Genomic DNA, 20243 nt, shown 5'->3' on the forward strand with positions numbered 1-20243 from the left:
AAATTGTCTAATTATATATTTTTTGAATATTATACAACAATCTAAAAAAAATTTTAGATTATGTGAAAATCGCCAAAAAAATACTAATAAAAGCGTTTTCTTTCTAACGCATGATCATTCACTATTTAACTACTAAAATATTACTGTAGTTAAATTTTTTAAAATCTTGTATGATAAACATTGGGTATTTTTTATTGAAGTGAGGAATTATTGAATGAGTTTATTAACTGTTGAAAATTTAAGTCATACATTTGGTGATCGAACACTATTTAAAGATGTTTCATTTCGTTTACTTGCCGAAGATCACGTTGGTCTTGTTGGTGCCAATGGAGTCGGAAAATCTACTTTAATGAACATCATTACAAAACAATTAATACATGATTCGGGTAAGGTCGAATGGACACCCAATGTTAAGTATGGATATCTTGATCAACATACCGTGTTAACACGTGGAAAGACCATTCGAGATATATTAAAAGATGCATTTCTTCCTTTATACGAACAGGAAAATGAATTAAATCAAGTGACAGCTAAAATGGCAGAGGCAACACCTGAGGAGTTAGAAAAGTTACTTGAAAGAATGGGTGAGATTCAAGATCGCCTTGATGCCGGTGGATTTTATACACTAGATATCAAAATTGAGGAAGCAGCACGCGGACTTGGTCTTGATGCGATTGGGCTTGATCGTGATGTTGCGGCTTTGAGTGGTGGACAGCGAACAAAAGTGTTATTAGCTAAATTACTACTTGAACAACCTCAAGTCCTGCTTCTCGATGAGCCTACCAACCATTTAGATGAAGAGCATATTCGTTGGTTGACCTCCTACTTAAAGGATTATCCATATGCTTTTATATTGATTTCCCATGATACTGAATTTATGAATCAAATCTCAAATGTCATCTTTCATCTTGAATTCTCTAAGCTATCTCGCTACACAGCAAGCTATGAGAAGTTCCTTGAACTTGCAGAAATTAATAAAAATCAGCATATTCAAGCCTATGAGAAACAAAAAGAATTCATCAAAAAACAAGAAGACTTTATTGCAAAAAATAAAGCTCGCTATTCAACGACTGGACGCGCAAAGTCACGTCAAAAACAACTTGATCGACTTGAACGAATCGATCGACCAGAGACGGCGATCAAGCCTACATTTGAATTTAAAGAAGCTCGAGGCAGCAGTCGTTATGTATTTGAAGGAAAAGATTTTGAAATTGGATACACAAACCCACTACTCCCGAAAATGTCGATGACGATTGAACGCGGCGAAAAAATTGCCATTGTCGGCTGTAATGGCGTTGGAAAATCCACCTTGCTTAAAACCATGCTAGGGAAAATTCCACCGTTAAGCGGAAAAATTGAACGTGGGGATTTCTTATATCCTTCTTATTTTGAACAAGAAATCAAAGCAGAGAACATTACTCCCATTGAAGATGTTTGGAATGCATTTCCTAGCCTTGATCAACATCAAGTTCGTGCAGCACTTGCTCGCTGCGGATTAAAAAATGAACATATCTCACGCCCACTTAATCAATTAAGTGGTGGTGAGCAAGCAAAGGTTCGCCTATGTAAATTATTAATGAATGAAAGTAACTGGCTTTTATTTGACGAACCAACCAATCACTTGGATGTTGTTGCTAAAGATGAACTAAAACGAGCGTTACAAGCCTATAAGGGAACAGTTGTACTTGTATGCCATGAGCCTGAATTTTATGAGGGCTGGATTACGAAGGTTTGGAATGTTGAAGAATGGTCTCAACAAATGAATCATTAATAGGTAATAAAGGGACCTTGCTTTAACAAGGTCCCTTTCCGTTCTTCTTAATGTGTTATAACTTCATATGTTTCTTTTGGTTGACTTGTAATAAATATACTTTCTTCCCCAATCGAAAACAGATGTAGTTCATGCATCGCCCGAGTACAAGCCGTATAGAAAAGCTCCCGTTCCATCTCTCTTCCAAAATTCTGTTGCGATGTATTGTACATCACCACAGCGTCAAACTCAATTCCCTTTGCCAAATAGGCAGGAATATAAACAATTCCTTGCTCATATTGTACGGAACCTTTTTCCATAAGAGAACCTTCTAGATATTTAAATAATGCTTTATAGGCTTTTTCTGTTTCATTTGCTGTTTTACCAATAATAGCAATGGTCTTATAACCTTTTTCTTTTAATTCATTAACCAGATTATAAATTTCCAGATTTAACTGTTGTTCATCATTTACTTTTGTTACGATTGGTTTTCGACCATTCCGATTAAATGGAATAATGTCTTCCCCGTTCTTCACTAAACCTCTAGTAAATTCAACAATTTGTTTTGTTGAACGGTAGCTTTTATTTAAAACAATGGTTTCTTTTTCAATATCAGATTTGATGTCAAAGATATCAGACATTTCTTTCGAATGTAAAAAAATAGCTTGGTTCATATCACCAAGTAATGTCATTTTACTAGATGGAAATGTTTCCTTTATATAAGCGTACTGAAAGAGGGAGTAATCTTGAGCTTCATCGATGAATACATGACGTAAGCTTAAATCTACTTTTTTTCCTTCTATTTTATCCTTCAAATATAAAAATGGCGTTGCGTCTTCATACGTAAGAATATTTTTTTGCAGAAACCCTAATGTCAATTGACAAATTTTCTTCCATTCAGATGGTAGCTTACCTATGATGGTCGACGGTTCAATAAATAATTGACTATAAATCTTTTTCATATCAATGAATTGCAGTTTTTTTACACTTCGCATTAGAGGTTTCATTTCACGATTTATTATATATTTGATTAAGTATTTTTCCTCTTGTTCAAAATCATCGAATGATAGGTCACCATTTTTAGGGTTTTTCTTTATCGATTGAAACGCCTTTAAATAGTCTTCTTTCTCTAAGTATTGAATTTCTTCCTCTACCCAAGCTTTTTTTTGTTCCCTTTTTGCCTGTTTTCTTAGATTATTAATCATCCATTCTGTAAGAATGTTCATTCGATTTGGGATTGACATCGATTCATCTAAAGTATAAAAATGATTCAAAATATCCATTTTCGAAAGAATAATTTCCCCCCGAAAAACAATATCTTTAAAATAAAGTCCACCTAAATGTAACGAGTCGAGGAAATGATCGATATATTCTTTAAATAATATACTCCCTTTAAAGCGAATCGCTTCAACCCTAATATTATATATGGTTGAACCATTATCCTGAAGTAAATATTCCAGCTGTGAAAATGAATCCTCTAATTTATATACATGCCCTAGATGATGATTTAAGTACTCTTGAAAGGTCGTCTGCTTTAAGTTTTCTTCACCTAATTCAGGTAAAACGGTTGATACATAACTATTAAATAAAGGATTTGGTGAGAATAACATCATATTTTCTGATGATAACGTATCGCGATAACGATAAAGTAAATATGCAACCCTCTGCAAGGCAGCAGAAGTTTTTCCACTTCCTGCGACTCCTTGAACGACGAGTAATTTGCTATTTTCATTTCGAATAATTTGATTTTGCTCTTTTTGAATCGTAGCAACAATGCTTTTCATCTGTGTACTTGCGTTCGAACCTAAAACCTCTTGAAGAAGTTCATCCCCAATCGTGATTCCTGTATCAAACAAACTGACGATCTTCCCATTTCTGATAATAAATTGTCGTTTAAGTTCAACTTCCCCTTCAATTTTTCCTTCAGGGGTTTCGTAGAAAGCAGGACCTGGTGCAAAATCATAATAAGCACTAGAAATAGGGGCTCTCCAATCATAAATTAAAAATTGTTCTTCCTTTTCATCCATTAAAGATGCAATCCCTAAATAAACTGATTCAGATTGATCCTCACCTTTTTCTTGAAAATCAATCCGCCCAAAATAAGGAGAGTCTTTTAGTCTTGCTAGTGTTTTTAAACGTTTATGAATTTGCTCTTGACTTCTTTCCCGTTCTGATAGTAATTCAGCCTGTTGCTTAATACTTGTAAATGTTTCGATTACATCATCAGGTTCGTCAAGATTAACAGTAACATCCTGCCAAAACGTTTTTCTCAACTCCAAAGTATCTGATTGCACACCACTACCTTGTGTTTGCAAACGTTGAAACCAGAACTTAATAACTTCTATAACTTGATCTACACGGTTTTGTTCTTTATGCCGCTCTTCATGTTCTTCGATCACAAACACCCCACCTGTAAAACCACTTTTATTAAGATGATTACATATTATTTAATAATGTTAGTATCTGTTGATTCCTTTGTTCTTTTTCATCTTTTGATGATAGATCGTACTTCTTAAGCAAATGAAACATTTCATTTAAAACCAATTGAGTATGTTCTTTGGCAAAAAACTGATTAAACAATGGTACCATTTCATTTGGTAAAAATTCTTTTTGCGATTGATATTTTTTTAGTACATCTTCGTGGCTATGATCTAATTGACAATTGCTCATTTTAATATCTCCTTTACCCATTGATTAGAAATTTCTGTCTTTACTTATCCAAATTATAACGATCTTTGATCATTGTATCAAATAGTTCTCCTCTATATAAAAATAGAAGCTTACGTTACATAAGCTTCTATTTTCAATATTATTTCTTATAACCATATTCTTTTATTTTCTACACGTTTAGTAAAGCCTACTTTATCTAATTTTTCTAAGAATGGAATCATTAACTTCCGAGATAAGCCTAAAATTTCTTTTGCTTGTTTAATTTCAAATTCCGAATCGGTTCCTGCACGTAATTGATCTACTGCTTGTTTAAATACATCTCCATTCCAATAGAATTGCTCGTCTAGTGCGATTATGAACTCCTGACCTTCCAAAAAATGTTTGATATCATTACGTAAATGCTCTGGAATTCCTTCAGCTTTAAAATAATCTACTAAATGTTGAACATCATGTCCGTCTGCTCGAAGTTTAGCAAGCATATTATCGGTTCTCTTTTGCCAATTATCAGGTACATGTGGAATAAATGCAGGTATGGCGATAAATTGATCTTTTCGCTTTAATAATCCTTCGTCTATTGAAGTTTGAAGTACGAATTCAAGCAAATTCTTTGGAAAATCTTTTTCGAGGTGATGAAAAAGTTCCGCTTTATTCATTCCTAATTTCATTGGATTCTGAGTATGGAAAAATGAAATTTTATCCGTAAATTCTTCTTGTAAAGTTTCTAGAAGAGAACGTAACGTATATTGATTTTTATTAAATTGAATAAAATCTTCTTTAGACAGTTCCTCTACAATTATATGTTCATCTAGTGCTGTAATCGTTAATAATTCTGATAGAGAAAGGCTTTTTTCTTCCACTAATGCAGCAGTTACCCGCTCAGTTGGAGTCCCTACTTTCTTTTTCTCTAATTCCTCAATGGTACGGTAACCAAATTTATATTTTTCACCACGGGGTTCAATAACCCAGCCCCCTCCAATTGTTTCTTGTGGGCTTGGTCTTCTTACGATAAAGCGATCTCCCCGCTTGGTGACAATTTCTTCATCAAGTCGAAGTTGACATAGAATTTCATCATTCTCAGACTCAATTTCATTCCGATCAAAGAAAACAATTTTTCCCATTACCTCAGCTGTGCCAATATGGCATTTAATCGGCATCCTTTGTTTTACGATATAATCTAAATCACTTACAACATGAATAGCCACATCAATCGTTTTCGTTACAATAAAATGTTCTGATGAAACAAGAACATCTCCCCGTTCTAATTCTTCCTTTGAAACACCTGTTAAATTAATAGCTGCTCTTTGCCCTGCAAATGCCTCAGACTCATTATGATGGTGAACTTGTATTTGTCTTGTCCTGACATTAAGTCCTTTTGGTAATACTTTGAGTGATTGACCTTCTTTCACATGACCCTCGTATACCGTCCCACGGACAACAGTCCCCTGTCCTTTCACTGTAAAAACCTGGTCGATTGGAAGCCGGAAGGAACCATGTACATCACGCATCTCTTGAGCCTTTAAGGTATCTATAATTAATGTCTTTAATTCTTCTATTCCTTTTAACGAAATACTGTCCACTAATACATAGGGGGAAGCTTCAAATACGGAACCTTTTAATTCAGTAAAAATATCTTCCTTTACTAGTTCGATAAACTCTTCATCCACTCGATCCATTTTCGTGATCGCCACGATTCCGCTCTTCACTCCAAGAAATTTTAATATTTCTAGATGCTCCCTTGTTTGGGGCATTACTCCCTCATCTGCTGCTACAACAAGGACTACGAGGTCGATTCCTGCTACACCCGCAATCATTTGACGGATAAATCGTTCGTGTCCGGGAACATCTATAACTGAAATTTGTATTTCATCATCTTCATATAATGGAGCGAATCCAAGTTCAATTGATATTTGCCGAGCTTTTTCTTCTTTCAATCGATCTGTATCCACATTAGTTAACGCTTTTGTTAAAGTCGTTTTTCCATGATCGATATGACCTGCCATTCCTATTGTGAAATAACGTTTGTTCACTTAAATCACCTGCTTGTATTCTTTTGCTCCTATTATAGCATAATCATTTACGCTTAACTCTTTGCTTTATTTGTAGGGTAATTAACTTAAATAAGCCCAACCTATTCGGTTGGGCTTTAAACTTTGATAATATTACAATTTTGTAACGTTAGATGCTTGTGGTCCACGAGCTCCTTCAACCACTTCAAAAGAGACTTCTTGACCTTCTTCCAATGTTTTGAAACCTTCAGATTGGATTGCAGAGTAATGTACAAATACATCGTTTCCATCTTCAGCTTCGATAAATCCGAAACCTTTTTCTGCGTTAAACCATTTTACCTTACCAGTTTTCATGTAAAAATCCTCCTACTTGTTGACTATAGATAGTCATTAAAAATTTTACCATTTACATTGTTAATAGCATTCTTTCATCACTCTTCCAAACCTGAAAAACATTTAGGAATAAGCAGCATGCAAAATCGAACATGATGCATAACGGTTAATTAAAATTTAACATGTTCAACTCTAAATGTCAATGAATCCATGAATCTATAAACCTTGTTAGATTAACGTTGTAAACCCTTTCTCACTAAGCGTTGGTATCGTTATTATCAAACAAATCTACCATGGATGATGATAGATTTGCTTGATTTCTCTTAAAATAATCCAAATCTTAGAAACATCATCGTAATCACACCTACTACAACGGTCCCAAGTAAACTTTTTGTAAAAATCGCTATGACAAATGCAGGGATCGCAGCTACTATTTTAATCATATTTTCTGTAATGGAAAAAGTTTGATCAGCTAAGAGCAGTTCCTGAGCTAATAAAGCTGCCATTACAGCTACTGGAACATGTTTTAACCATCGAATAAGCCACTTGGGTAGTTCCATTTGACTTAAAACCATTAATGGTAAAATTCGAGGAATTAACGTTACAAGTGCACAACCAATGATAATGATCAAAATACTCCATCTTATCTCCATCTTTCAATCACCATCCCTATCGTTGATGCCAAAATCGTCGCAATCATAACACCAGCACTGCCTGAAGAAAAGTAGCTTACGATTACTACTATCACCGCAGCACTTATTGCTACCATAATATCGACGAAATACTTCTTTTGACTAAGTATTTGAATAACTAATAATCCAATAAACATCCCAGGCAAGGCAAAATCAAGTCCAAAGGCTTCTGGATTTGGGATCCATTGACCTAAAAATCCTCCTGCAATATTTGCAATAAACCAGTTTAAATAAGCCGTTATATTTAAACCAAGCATCCATTTATAACTAGCTTGTTTTTTATTTTGAAGATGATTAATGGCAACCCCAAAGGTTTCATCGGTTAATAAAGAACCAACAATGAAATTCTTCCGTGCTGAAAGATGGTGAAAGTATGGTGCAATAGCTGCACTTATTAGGAGATGGCGTAAATTAATAAAGAACACCGTAAATATAATGGCAGAAACGGGGTTACTCGCCGCTATCATCCCAGCAGCAATAAATTGTCCTGAACCCGCATATAATAGTAAGCTCATTAGTGTAATTTCCATGATGCTTAGTCCCGCTGTTTTTTCCACAACCCCTGCAGCAAACCCAATGCTTAAGTATCCTAATAAGGTTGGCACACAATCCTTTACACCTTGCCAAAAACTTTCCTCTTCATTTGGGATCATTTTGGGATTCAACTCAAGACTCTTCTGTCTCATCCAAACTCCCCCCTTCCATAATCATAAGAAGAATCCCCATGCATAAATATACCTTTTTAATATTATCATATTACGATGAAATAATAGAATACAATACAAAGAGAAAAGCAGAAGCTCTATTACCTTCATAGAACTTCTGCTTTTCTCTTATTAATAATCTAGAATATTGTTAATGTCTAAATCCCCTAACAAAATTAAACCTTGTATGGCCATTAAGAGTTGACAGCTAAAAACAGGATTTCGAAGATCTTCATGTAAAAGGTCCTCGATTTTATGAACTCTATAGCGTAAACCGCTAATTGACAATGATAGGTCTTCTGCGGTTTTTTCTAAATTTCCACCGTTTACTAAAAAGAAATACAACGTTCTCACTAAATCCATATTTTTAGGATGATTCACCTCGATATTCCCTAGCATGGTTTTTGCCATTTTTCTTACAGATTGTTCATTTTTTTCATTAATTAAAGTCCCAATCATTCCTAATGATTCATAATATACAACCTGTTTGCGAGAAGTAATCATTCGTTTAGCCATATTAGCCTCATTATAAGCATCTTGAGCACTTAATATAGATTCAGCCCTTTTACTTACACCTAAATAAAAATGTGAACCTGGAAAACGCGAAGACAAATAATGAATCATTTTGGTAAAAAAGGAATGTTTATCCTGATGTTGTTGAAAATGTTCATTGACAAATAAATTAATATGGTAATCTTCATGATTGATCAGCATCTGTACTTTTTCTTGCTTATTAAAATATTTTATACAATCGATCATTTCCTTAGCGAATGTAATCTCATTTTGAAAATCATTCCGGTTAAAATGATATCCTAAAACACAAATATAAAAAGGCTTTCTTAAATCAAAGTGAAACAAGCCTGCTTTTGTAATCATTTCTCCCTCTGAAATAATTTGCCCATTAATAATATCTCTTAAAAAGAAACTCTTTAATTGTTCTGATGAATCAATCTTTGTTTTTTCATATAAAGAGCATAGAGAACAAACGAGGGAAACCTTTTCAAGCAATAACATAGCCATATCAATACTGGACTCGTCCTTAAGAATAATGGAACAATAGCCTACCCTTTTCTCATTTAAAAAGAAAGGGTTTGTCAAAAATAAAAACTGTTCTTGGTTTCGTTTAATTGTTTGTATCGTTTGAGAAGATGAATAAATCGAATGGTTCGTTATATATTGATATAAAATATCAGATGTTAAACCTTTGGAAAGCGTTTCAATTCCAATTGACAAGATTGGATGTCCATGAACATTATGAATGACCCAAGGATATTGTGTCGTTTGATATAGTTTGGTAACAATATTCTTTAAAGAAACACCTCTTAAAACTTCCTCCATTAGCTTTTGTTCTACCTCATTAACCATTAATAACTGTTCGTATTTGTCTAGTAACTGTTGATAAGGCCGTTCTGTTTGATTGCTGGCAGTTGTTTCTTGTGTAAATAATTGTTCATTTTTAATAGAACATTGACCATTATGTTTGGTATCTCCTTGATAGGTCTTTTTAAGTAAACTCGGGGTGGTGACCATTCACTAGACCTCCAACATTTTTATAAATTCATTGTTAGTTGTAAATCACTTTCAGCATATGTCTTGCATAAGAGAATAATTTTCTTCTCTACTTCCTCATCAGATAAAGCACTCTTTGCATATATGTCCAATCTAAAAGCCCCTTCCATTACTTTTGCCTTACAAAATCCACAGCCACCTCTTGTACATGCATATGGAACTTTAACCATTTGCGAACGTGCCGCTTCAAGTAATGTTTGGTTTTCAGAGCATAAAAAACTTTCCTCATTATCTATACTTATTCGAAACATTTTTCTCACTTCCTTCAATAAATTCATAGAATTTATTATTTTTTCGCTAAAATGTGACAAATTTCAAAACGAATTGAAAAAAAGCTGTTTTGCTTGTATCGAGAGCAAACAGCCTATTTCCTACATACATTCTATTATCTATATTGAAAAATGCACTTTATTAAGAGAATACGGTTGAGAATGTCTCATTCAATTGACGTCGATGATAGAAGATTCCGGTCCCCAACTTATCTTCTGTCCATGTAATCGTTGGAAAATCAGAATATACGGCGTATCCTCCGGTATACACTTCATTTCTATTTCCAGAAGGATCATAGAAATAAATCGTTTCTCCCCTAGTGATTCCATGACGGGTAGGAGTCACTTCAATTTCGACTTCATTTCGTGATAAAATATCAGAGGCTTTTAAAATTTCATACCAATTGCTTAAATAGAAACCTACATGGTGTAGTTTAGCATCAGGTCCTTTTATAAAAGCGACATCATGACCTGTCATCGATGTTGATAAGAAACTTGCAATTAATTCTTCTCCGTCTATACTTACTACTTTCTCAGTTTGAACAAACCCTAATGCTTCGGTAAATAATCTAGTTGTTGTTTTTACATCGTCACCCGATAATAACGCGTGATCTAGTCGATGTGGGGAAATCCCTCTTAGTCCATCTGGCCATGGATGTGGATTTAATCTTCCTGTTGGTACTCCTACATAATCAATATCATAATATAATTCAAAGCTATGACCTGTCGGAAGAATAAAGCGAATCGCTTCTCCCTCCCCGATACGAGAACGATTTGAAACCCTTGTTACTGTGCACCCAAATTGTTCTATTTTCCGTTCTAATCTATCTAAAGCATCGTTATTTGTTACTTTAAATGCAATATGGTCCATCCCGGCAGAATCAGACTTTTCTAGTATAACACTATGATGATCCCATTCATCCCAAGCTTTTAAATAAACTCGACTTTCATCCCTACCCGTAATATCTAACCCTAAAATATTAGTGTAGTAGTCTACAGACCTTTCAAAGTCGAATGCTCTTAATTGAATACGCCCAACTCTTTCAATACCATTTCCATTCATGAATAACACCCCTTATTTTTACTAGAATTCTAATCCCAATTGCGTTGATATAACCATTAGAGCAATTTACAATATAATAATTATTAGAAAATAATATATCCTCCCAAATATACTACTCTACTAAATAACCTATATTTCACCCTAATTCCTTTCAATTCTTTATAAAAGATTTGAAATACTTCTATATCTATTTTTAATGATAGCGTTTTCATTATTCTTTTTCAATAACATGAACTGTTTGAAAACCATATAAATTTAGTCATTTGCTGTTGGTTTTATACACTAATAAATTTTAAAAAGGTTCGTCTTTATGCCTACAAAATCAAAACAATTTGCTCTTATACGATTGACACTTATACAGTAGAGACACCATCGGCACGAAATATCATGTTGGCTAAGCTTAAAGTGAATTCCAATAGAAATCTACAACCTAAAAAAGTTGAGCGCCCAAAAATTCTTAAGACCTCAACTCTAAAATGTAATTATCTTACAACATGAAAGTTAATAATTTATTCGACTCCTTCTTCGACATATTCTCTTAAACGGAATATGATTTGGTATGCAGCCAAATACGCGTCTCCAATTGTCCAATTTTCGTTAAATTCCTGGAGATGATTGATTGAAAAATTCAGCTCCCAAATTCCTTCATTACTATTGAACATTAAATCAAACGTTGCATGGTCACCACCTAAATTTGTCGACAAAAAGATTTTTATGGATTTCTCATGTTTCTTTTGCAGTTTTAACCCTAACATCATATCATATGTTTTAAAAACGCTATCTACCTCAAAGCTGATTGCATCGACTCCAATGATCTCAAACCATGGAGACTCAAGATACATAAACTCTTCTATATGATGGAGAAAATAATCAATATGCTGATCTAGAAAAGTGAATGATTCTTCTGCTATCAATTCATCTGTTTCTTTATTACATTTCTCGATATAAACTTCTTGAAATCTCATCATTGGATCTTTTCCAACGATCTCTACCTTTTTCTCCAATTCCTGAAGAATGGTAGGATGTTGCTCCAAGAATTCTTTTTCCATCTCATAAAGTTCGATTTGAAACGCATCTGTTGCATCTAATGGTTTTTGATTGGTAAGCTGCTTTTCTATGTATTTTTTCAATTCATTCTTTAACATTAAACTCATCCTTTTATTAAAATCTCAATCATCCCTATTTTGATGGTTTATGATTATAAATGCAAACATTTCCAAAAAAAAATACCTGTATATGTACAAATTCATCATTAAAAATTTGTCACATATCAGGTATTTTGTCATTTTAACTTATTTTCTTGTTTCAGATGCCGGAACCCCTGCAATTCCCCAGTGAGTTTTTGGCATTTCAGTTACGAGTACACGAACATTTTGCTTAGGTGCATCCAATGTTTCAGCAACCGTATCCGTTACATTTTCAATTAATGCTTTAACTTTCTCAGGTGGTCTACCTTCCATGATATTAATTTGAATTAATGGCATAATGATATCTCCTTTCTTTTAAAGAATTAATCTCTTTCGCCAATAGTAAATGTAACTTCACCTAAACCATCAAATTTCGCGCTAACAAAGTCGCCAACATTTACTAAAATAGCACCTGTTAAAGCACCTGATAGAATCAGATCGCCTTTTTTAATTTTTTGACCTTTTCTAGCAAGCATATTAGCAAGAACAGCAATCGCATTAGCTGGATGTCCTAATACCGCAGCACCTGCCCCAAGGTCTTTAATTTGACCATTCACAGATAAAGTCGCACCAACTAAGTCAAGTTCAAGATCACTTGGTTTTCTTAAAGTATTACCGAATACTACTCTTGAAGTTGAAGCATTGTCAGCAATAACATCTGTATGTGTAAAGTTAAAGTTTTCATAACGGCTGTCGATTACTTCAATTGCTGGTAATACATACTCAGTTTTAGCCAATACTTGAGCACCTGTAATTCCAGGACCTTCGATATCTTCACCGATAAGGAATGCAATTTCAGCTTCTACTTTTGGGTGTATTTGGAATGGAACAACTCCACCATTATCAACTAACATATAATCAAATACATAACCATAAATAGGCTCAGAAACTCCCATTTGATCCCATTTCGCTTTACTTGTTAAGCCCATTTTAGGTCCAACAATTCTATGACCTTCATCTAATTTTGTTTGAACTAATAATTCTTGAGCTTGATAAGCTTCTTCAACTGTTAAATCTGGTTTAATCGTTGAAGTTACTTTTACTACTTCACGTTTTTCAACTTCTGCTGCTACTAAATAGTCTTTTATTTGTTTAATAATTTCGTTAGACATTCAAGTTCCTCCTCTTAAGCTTTAAACTCTATAATAAGTCACGAACAATTATTTAAAATTAACGCTTACTTGTCCTAAATGAGCAAATCGAGCTGTGAAAGAATCGCCAGGATTTGCTACAACCATTCCAGAAAGAGCACCAGATAGAATGACTTCTCCTGCTTTTAACGTAATATCATAATCTGCTAAACGATTAGCTAACCAAGCAACACAAGTGGCTGGGCTTCCTAATGCAGCAGCGCCCACACCCGTATTTACCATTTCACCATTTTGATATAAAACCATTCCAAGTAGCTCAAGATCAATATCTTCAACTTTTGTTGGTTTTCCACCTAATACGTAGTAGCCAGAAGAAGCATTATCTGCAACTGTATCTTGAAGTTTAATTTTCCAATCTTGAACACGGCTATCAACGACTTCTAATGCTGGTAATACATAATCTGTTGCTTGAAGGACATCAACAGCAGTCACATTAGGACCCTTTAAATCTTTTTTCAGAACAAAAGCAATTTCACCTTCAATTTTTGGCTGAAGCATATTTTTTGTGTCAATAGTTCCGCCATTTTCTACAACCATCGTATCAAGAAGATGTCCGTAATCTGGTTCATCAACACCTAATAGATTTTGAACAGCAACAGAAGTTAATCCAATTTTCTTTCCAACAACTTTTTGCCCTTCATTTAATTTCTTTTTAATATTTTCTAATTGAATATAATACGCCTCGTCAACTGTAATTTCTGAATCTACTACAGTTAAAGGATCGATTCCAACACGAGTTGCTTCAGCTTCAAGTAGTTGAGCTGCAAACTTTTCAATTTTACTAGTCAAAGAAATACACCCTTTCTATTATTTATGTATGATCATTAATCCTTGTAAGCTATTTATCCTTACAAATGTTGCACGGCATCAAACGAAAACCGTGCAACATTAATATTTAATAAAAGATTATAGTTTCACACAAATATTAGTTATCTCTGTGTAGAATTCCCAGCTGTGAACACCGCCAACACGGCCAAGTCCACTGTCTTTTGTACCGCCGAATGGAGTTCTTAAATCACGAACGAACCAGCAGTTGATATATGATAATCCTGATTCGATTGATTGTGCAACACGGTGTGCACGACGGATATCATTTGTCCAGATTGTGTTACTTAATCCCACACGAGAATCGTTTGCCATCGCAATTACTTCTTCTTCTGTATCAAATGGAATGATTGATACAACTGGTCCAAATATTTCTTCACGAGTACAACGAGCACCATATTCTAAGCCAGTAATAATTGTTGGTTCAACGAAATATCCTTTATCTAATCCTTCAGGACGTTTACCGCCTGTAACGAAAGTAGCTCCTTCTTCTTCAGCAAGTTTGAAGTAGCTCATTACTTTATCGTAATGTACTTTCGCAACTAGTGCACCTTGGTCATACTCCATATCAAATGGATTACCAACTTTTAATTGTCTTGTTTTTGCCGCTAATTTTTCAACGAATTCATCGTAGACGGAACGTTCAACAAAGATGTTTTCTCCGCATACACATACTTCACCTTGGTTTGTAAAGCTTGATTTAATCGTTGTTTCAACAACTTCATCAAGATTAGAATCAGCGAAGATGATGTTAGGGTTTTTACCGCCTAATTCGAATGAAAGTTTTTTCAATGTTTTTGAAGCTTCTTCCATGATCTTAGCGCCTGTAGATACTTGACCGATAAATCCGATACCTGCGATATCAGGGTGTTTGTTGATGGCACTACCAGCACCTTGCCCAAATCCATGAACTAAGTTAACAACTCCGTCTGGAACGCCAGCTTCTTTAAGGATTTCCATTAATTTTGTTGCAGTCATTGGTGTTAATTCAGATGGTTTAATAACAACTGTACAACCTGCTGCAAGAGCTGGAGCTAATTTCCATGTTAATAAGAATAATGGAAGGTTCCAAGGTTGGATTAATCCAACTACTCCGATTGGACGACGGTAACCATAGTTGATAGCACCATGAGTTTCATCTTGGAATGCTTCTGTTCCTACAGAAATCATATAGTCAGCAAAGAAATGGAAGTTTTTCGCTGCACGCGGAGCATCAACGTGACGTGAGAATTTAAGGTGTTTACCTGTATCTAATGATTCAAGCTGTGCGATTTCTTCTTGTCTTTCTTCAAGAATATCTCCAATTTTACGGATGATTTTTGAGCGTTCTTGTGTGCTCATTTTTCCCCATGGTCCTTCTTCAAAAGCACGTTTTGCAGCTGCAACTGCTAGATCGATATCAGCAGCACTTCCTTCTGCAACAGTACCATATACTTCTTCATTTACTGGGTTTACGTTATTAAAAGTTTTTCCATCTACAGATGGTACAAATTTTCCGTCAATAAAATGTAAACAATCAAAAGGTTCTACAATACGTTCAACAACAGAGTTTTTAGTTTCAACTGCCATTTTCGAATTCCTCCTTATATTTAAACAATATAGAAATCTTTAACTAATCATATGATAACGCTTGCGAGTTTCATATACAACTCCCTTGTTGCTCTATGTGAAACTATAAATTATTTTTTTAATAAATTTATTTTTTACTATATTCATTATAGTACATTAAATATAAATATATCAAAAAACTAAATTTTGAGAATTTTTGATTCTTTATTTTTTAAAACATTTCTGATATATTTCATATAGAAAAACATTGTTTAGATATATGAAATTAAGGGAGAGTTTTCAGGAGGAGTTATTATGGAACAGAAAACTAGGGGAGAAAATTATCTTTCTTCTGTCAAAAACGCATTAAGAATTTTAAATAGTTTTACGATGGAAGAACCAGAAAAAAAAGTAAGTGAAATCGCTAGTGAATTAGAATTAAATAAGAGTACAGTTAGTCGTACTATGGCTACATTAGCAAGTGAGGGGTTTGTCGATAAAGACCCTGAAACGAAAAAGTATCGTCTCGGTTTATCCATTTTGACGTTAAGCGGTGTTTTGAACAGTAATATTGATGTGTATCGTGAATCACAACCTATACTAAATAAATTAGTAGAACAAATAGGCGAAACGGCGCACATCTCGATTTTTGATCATTTAGATGTCGTCTATTTACAAAAAGTTGAATGTTCGCACCCAGTAAGGTTTTTAACTCATATTGGCAAACGCAATCCTGCATATTGTACCAGCTCTGGAAAGGTATTAATGGCTTACTCAAGCAATTACATTGTAGAAAAAATTATCGCAGGTGGTTTAAATCAGTATACAAAAAATACGATTACCGATCCTGACCAATTACGAGAACATCTAAAACAAATTCGCAAAGACGGTTATGCATATAGTATTGAGGAGTTTTCTGAAGGAGTGATCACGATTGCAGCACCTATTTACGATTACACAGGTAAAGTAGTAAGTGCCTTATCAGTCGTTGGTCCCATTCAAAGGATCCATCGCAATAAAATCCCCTCAATCGCTAAAAAAATAAAAGTGGCATGTAAAGAGATCTCTGAAAACTTAGGTTATCGAGAATAATCAAAAGAAAAGACACTTAAGGCAACCTTGAGTGTCTTTCTTCTTTCTATTCTGGAATTCCTAATGCAATTTTTGCATAACGCGACATCCGCTCTTTTCCCCATGGTGGATTCCAAACAATATCAATTTGTATATCTGTTAATTCCTTTATGTTCATGGACAATTTCATTTTTGCATCTGCTAGAATCTGGCCAGCCATCGGACATCCCATCGATGTCATCGTCATTTTAATGAACGCCTTTTTTTCTTCATCAACAACGACTTCATAGACCAATCCTAAATTAACTATATCAATCCCTAACTCTGGATCTAGAACCTCTTCCAGTACCTCATAAATACGATTAACTAATTCTTCACTCATTCCATTCACCTCTACTCAATGGTTAATTCATAACATTAATAAATTTTAATGATAATATTTCTCATTTAATGTACCATATAGAATAAACCGTCATTGTGATATAAATCATTATTTTTCTATAGTTTTGTGCAAAGTCTCTTAATAATACCTATAATCGTTCACATATTTTTGTCGATAGCACGATTCACAAATTTGAAAGCGATGGTCCCATGGTAAGACTTTATTACAAGTTCTACATCTTTTTTTCATCGTCTTAACTTCTGTTTGTAATTTCTCATGGACTAGATCACTTATTTCCTCTCGAACCCTTTCCCAATAGATACTTTGTGTACGTTCATCTAATCGATATAAAAATAATAAATGAAGCCCAATTGCTTTATAAGTCAACTCCAAGTCTTCTAATGTTCGTTTTTTAATTTTCGGTTTGGGCAAAGCTCTTTTCTCTACAATAGCCTCCACTGTATTCTTCCATTGTTTAATGAGTTCTGGTTCTCTGGTTGAAAAAGGCAAATGGAGTAAACCATATAAATCAATAATTGATAGTCTTGCTTCTAATTCAGAACCACGAATGATTTTATATAACTCTTTTTCTTCAGTTAAAGATGCTTTTTTTGTTCCTTTAGGACTTTTAAACTTATCCCATAGATCAAAAAACATTCCAAGATCACGATAGTATTTTTGAAATCGTTCAAAAATCTGATTCGTTGGGGCGATTGTAAAGGTTTGGAGAGGCTCATCATCTTCTTGTAACAATCTCTTCATCGATTCAATACTTTCTGTAAAGGCAACCTTTCCGATATCATAAATTCCTTTTCTACCTGCACGTCCAGCAATTTGCTTTACCTCTTGTGATTTAAGCAACCGTCTTGAAGTCCCATCAAATTTTTGATTTTCTAAAAAAACAATTCTTTGAATCGGTAAATTCAATCCCATCCCAATCGCATCTGTCGCAACGATAATCTTTGCTTCACCCTTATTAAATCGTTCAACCTGTTTTTTTCGGGTTTCAGGAGGCATACTTCCATATATCATACTTACTGTATGACCGCTATTCTGCAGTCTTGATGCCGTTTCAAGGACTCGTTTTCGAGAAAAACAAATTAAAGCATCTCCTTTTTTGACGCTCTTCAATTTAAATTCCTTGTTTTCTACTTTTAAAGGGATATCTCTCTTATATTCGTGAATTTCGACATCTACATCTCCTAATAATTGGACCAGCATATCTTTCGTATTTCGGCTTGCAATTATATGAACTTCCTCTGCTTGTGCTTTTGTAATGGCCTTATACCATGAAAATCCTCGATCTTTATCTGATATCATTTGTGCCTCATCAATAACCACCACCTGATAAGGATCTTTCTCATGGAACATTTCAACTGTACAAGAAATATGACGAGCACCCATTTGAATTTTTTCTTCCTCACCCGTTTTTAACGAGCAAGGCACTCCACTTGCATTTAAATAATCATACACTTCAAGTGCCAATAATCTTAGAGGGGCCAAATAAATACCACTTTCAGCATTCATCATTTTCTGTAGTGCGTGATATGTTTTGCCCGTATTGGTTTCACCAATATGTAAAATATACCGAACTTGTTTTCTAGGGGAGGGATTATATTCTACAGCGAAAATTTCATTGATAATTCGTCTCTCTTCTTCTTTTTTGCGCTGAAGTTCTGCTTTGGCTTCAGCTTTACGCTGTTCTCTCAGTCTAATATCCTCAAGCCAAATTTGTTCATGCTTTTGTTCTTCAAAAGGAATATCCGCTAATTTTAATAAATCTGAAACCCGTTCGTCATAAATAAGAGGGATGATCTCGTCACACAACTCCATACTTTCGTCTGAAATCATTACAGAAAGAGTTGAATCAACTATTTTATTGTCATATTTATTGAATACATCGTTTTTTAACTGTCTTTTTACTGTTTCAATTGCTGTTTTATAAACTTGATCAAAAATATATTTCTGATAATCGTCAAAATAGTACTCGTATTCATATTCTTGCTGATCATGATCAAAAACAATCTTGCCAGTAAGTTCTTGAAAAAAATCTCCCATTGTTTCATAATCAAGGGGCTGAAATGAACCTTCTGGTATTAACCTTTCTTCGATTCTCCATGGATCCATATGTTGATATTTTAGATTGGTTTGAAAATCAAGTTTTAATTTATCTGCGATTTTTTTTCGAATATGTATATAAATTTGGGAAAAATGATTGCTCAAAATCTTTTGAACATCATCCATTTCTTCAATCAATTTTTGTTTCTCTTTTTCAAATGCTTGTTTTTCAAGCTCCTGTTTATAAAGCTCTCTTGCTTGTATGTACAGTTCATGCCATGTTTCTTGATAAGAAAATATTTGAATCAGCCAATCTTCAATCTGAAAAGGGTGATAACCTTTAATTTCTTGCCTAAATAGCTTATTAATAGTTTTTTTATCGACTCCATCCACTTCAAAGCCTCTTTGTTCTAAATATTGCTTTTTCTCATAACGGGGTGTTCCATTATTTGCCTTGTTGACCCAAACATTTATCCAAATTTGTTCTACATATTGTTTACGCGTCATTAAATATTCATGAAAATCGGGCAGTTCCTCCTTTGTTTTTAAAAACTGAATAATATCATGATGAACCTTCTGTTTTGTATGCTCAACCGCATCTGGATAGATCACTTCAAGCTTTTTCATTCTGTTCCCCCCTCTTCATTTATTATCTTGCTTTGTTTTATTATAGAACATTTGTTCCTCCGCGTCGATTGATTATGCTATTAGTATTTCTTAACCATGATTGATTATTTATATAAAAAATTCTATCCTGAAATATCTGTGGATTACTTTTAAATATCATCCCATTTTGTATTAGAATTTTACATGTATGTCTGTAAGCTCGGTTGTTGATTGAAGTTCATGACATTTCGCTTCTACAGCAATCTTCGTACCTTTCATTATTCAACAGTAGTCCAAAATAACATGAACCTTTAATACATCCCATATAAAAAAGGAGATCCATAAACGATCTCCTCCTT

At 34.1% G+C, this 20243-nt stretch carries 18 protein-coding genes; 2 read left to right on the plus strand and 16 right to left on the minus strand.

Features of this window, described 5'->3' with window-relative positions:
• The first annotated feature begins 214 nt into the window (after positions 1-214).
• Positions 215-1771 (plus strand): ABC-F family ATP-binding cassette domain-containing protein, encoded by a 1557-nt coding sequence (locus tag Q5760_RS15245; protein WP_428908488.1) that lies wholly within the window; start codon positions 215-217, stop codon positions 1769-1771.
• Between the two features lie 47 nt (positions 1772-1818).
• Here the strand turns inward: Q5760_RS15245 and helD are convergent, their stop codons facing one another.
• The 14 genes from helD to Q5760_RS15315 all read right to left on the minus strand — a co-directional run bounded on the left by helD (position 1819) and on the right by Q5760_RS15315 (position 15788).
• Positions 1819-4149: an RNA polymerase recycling motor HelD gene (gene helD / locus Q5760_RS15250; RefSeq protein ID WP_428908489.1), complete on the minus strand. Its 2331-nt coding sequence runs from the start codon at positions 4147-4149 to the stop codon at positions 1819-1821.
• A 37-nt stretch (positions 4150-4186) separates the two neighbouring features.
• Positions 4187-4420 carry a hypothetical protein gene (locus Q5760_RS15255; protein WP_428908490.1) on the minus strand — a complete coding sequence of 78 codons (234 nt, stop codon included), beginning with the start codon at positions 4418-4420 and terminating at the stop codon, positions 4187-4189.
• Positions 4421-4566: 146 nt separating this feature from the next.
• Positions 4567-6447 (minus strand): selenocysteine-specific translation elongation factor, encoded by a 1881-nt coding sequence (selB, locus tag Q5760_RS15260; RefSeq protein ID WP_428908491.1) that lies wholly within the window; start codon positions 6445-6447, stop codon positions 4567-4569.
• 132 nt (positions 6448-6579) lie between these two features.
• On the minus strand, positions 6580-6780 hold the full coding sequence (locus tag Q5760_RS15265; protein WP_428908492.1) for a cold-shock protein: 201 nt from the start codon (positions 6778-6780) through the stop codon (positions 6580-6582).
• Positions 6781-7082: 302 nt separating this feature from the next.
• On the minus strand, positions 7083-7412 hold the full coding sequence (locus tag Q5760_RS15270; RefSeq protein WP_428908493.1) for an AzlD domain-containing protein: 330 nt from the start codon (positions 7410-7412) through the stop codon (positions 7083-7085).
• Positions 7403-8137: an AzlC family ABC transporter permease gene (locus Q5760_RS15275; protein WP_428908494.1), complete on the minus strand. Its 735-nt coding sequence runs from the start codon at positions 8135-8137 to the stop codon at positions 7403-7405. The genes Q5760_RS15270 and Q5760_RS15275 overlap by 10 nt, the downstream gene beginning before the upstream one ends.
• 150 nt (positions 8138-8287) lie before the next feature.
• Positions 8288-9685 carry a PucR family transcriptional regulator gene (locus Q5760_RS15280; RefSeq protein WP_428908495.1) on the minus strand — a complete coding sequence of 466 codons (1398 nt, stop codon included), beginning with the start codon at positions 9683-9685 and terminating at the stop codon, positions 8288-8290.
• A gap of 20 nt (positions 9686-9705) precedes the next feature.
• The gene (locus tag Q5760_RS15285; RefSeq protein ID WP_428908496.1) at positions 9706-9975 is read right to left on the minus strand and encodes a 2Fe-2S iron-sulfur cluster-binding protein; all 270 of its coding nucleotides are present in this window, start codon (positions 9973-9975) and stop codon (positions 9706-9708) included.
• Between the two features lie 160 nt (positions 9976-10135).
• Entirely contained in the window at positions 10136-11056 is a 921-nt protein-coding gene (locus tag Q5760_RS15290; protein WP_428908497.1) for a catechol 2,3-dioxygenase, read from the minus strand.
• A gap of 509 nt (positions 11057-11565) precedes the next feature.
• The gene (locus Q5760_RS15295; protein ID WP_428908498.1) at positions 11566-12201 is read right to left on the minus strand and encodes a branched-chain amino acid aminotransferase; all 636 of its coding nucleotides are present in this window, start codon (positions 12199-12201) and stop codon (positions 11566-11568) included.
• A 147-nt stretch (positions 12202-12348) separates the two neighbouring features.
• On the minus strand, positions 12349-12540 hold the full coding sequence (locus Q5760_RS15300; RefSeq protein ID WP_428908499.1) for a 4-oxalocrotonate tautomerase: 192 nt from the start codon (positions 12538-12540) through the stop codon (positions 12349-12351).
• Between the two features lie 26 nt (positions 12541-12566).
• Positions 12567-13355 carry a 2-keto-4-pentenoate hydratase gene (locus Q5760_RS15305; protein WP_428908500.1) on the minus strand — a complete coding sequence of 263 codons (789 nt, stop codon included), beginning with the start codon at positions 13353-13355 and terminating at the stop codon, positions 12567-12569.
• Between the two features lie 48 nt (positions 13356-13403).
• Positions 13404-14183: a 2-keto-4-pentenoate hydratase gene (locus Q5760_RS15310; protein WP_428908501.1), complete on the minus strand. Its 780-nt coding sequence runs from the start codon at positions 14181-14183 to the stop codon at positions 13404-13406.
• Positions 14184-14300: 117 nt separating this feature from the next.
• The gene (locus Q5760_RS15315) at positions 14301-15788 is read right to left on the minus strand and encodes an aldehyde dehydrogenase (RefSeq protein WP_428908502.1); all 1488 of its coding nucleotides are present in this window, start codon (positions 15786-15788) and stop codon (positions 14301-14303) included.
• A gap of 294 nt (positions 15789-16082) precedes the next feature.
• On the opposite strand from Q5760_RS15315, the gene Q5760_RS15320 reads away from it, so the two are divergent.
• A complete protein-coding gene (locus Q5760_RS15320) occupies positions 16083-16859 on the plus strand; it encodes an IclR family transcriptional regulator (RefSeq protein WP_428908503.1) in 777 nt (258 codons plus the stop codon).
• A 46-nt stretch (positions 16860-16905) separates the two neighbouring features.
• Here the strand turns inward: Q5760_RS15320 and Q5760_RS15325 are convergent, their stop codons facing one another.
• Positions 16906-17220 carry a metal-sulfur cluster assembly factor gene (locus tag Q5760_RS15325; protein WP_428908504.1) on the minus strand — a complete coding sequence of 105 codons (315 nt, stop codon included), beginning with the start codon at positions 17218-17220 and terminating at the stop codon, positions 16906-16908.
• A 138-nt stretch (positions 17221-17358) separates the two neighbouring features.
• Entirely contained in the window at positions 17359-19905 is a 2547-nt protein-coding gene (locus Q5760_RS15330; protein ID WP_428908505.1) for a helicase-related protein, read from the minus strand.
• Positions 19906-20243: the final 338 nt, after the last annotated feature.

Origin of the sequence: Niallia sp. Kr1, from assembly GCF_050389805.1 — a bacterium.
GTDB lineage: Bacteria > Bacillota > Bacilli > Bacillales > Cytobacillaceae > Bacillus_BD.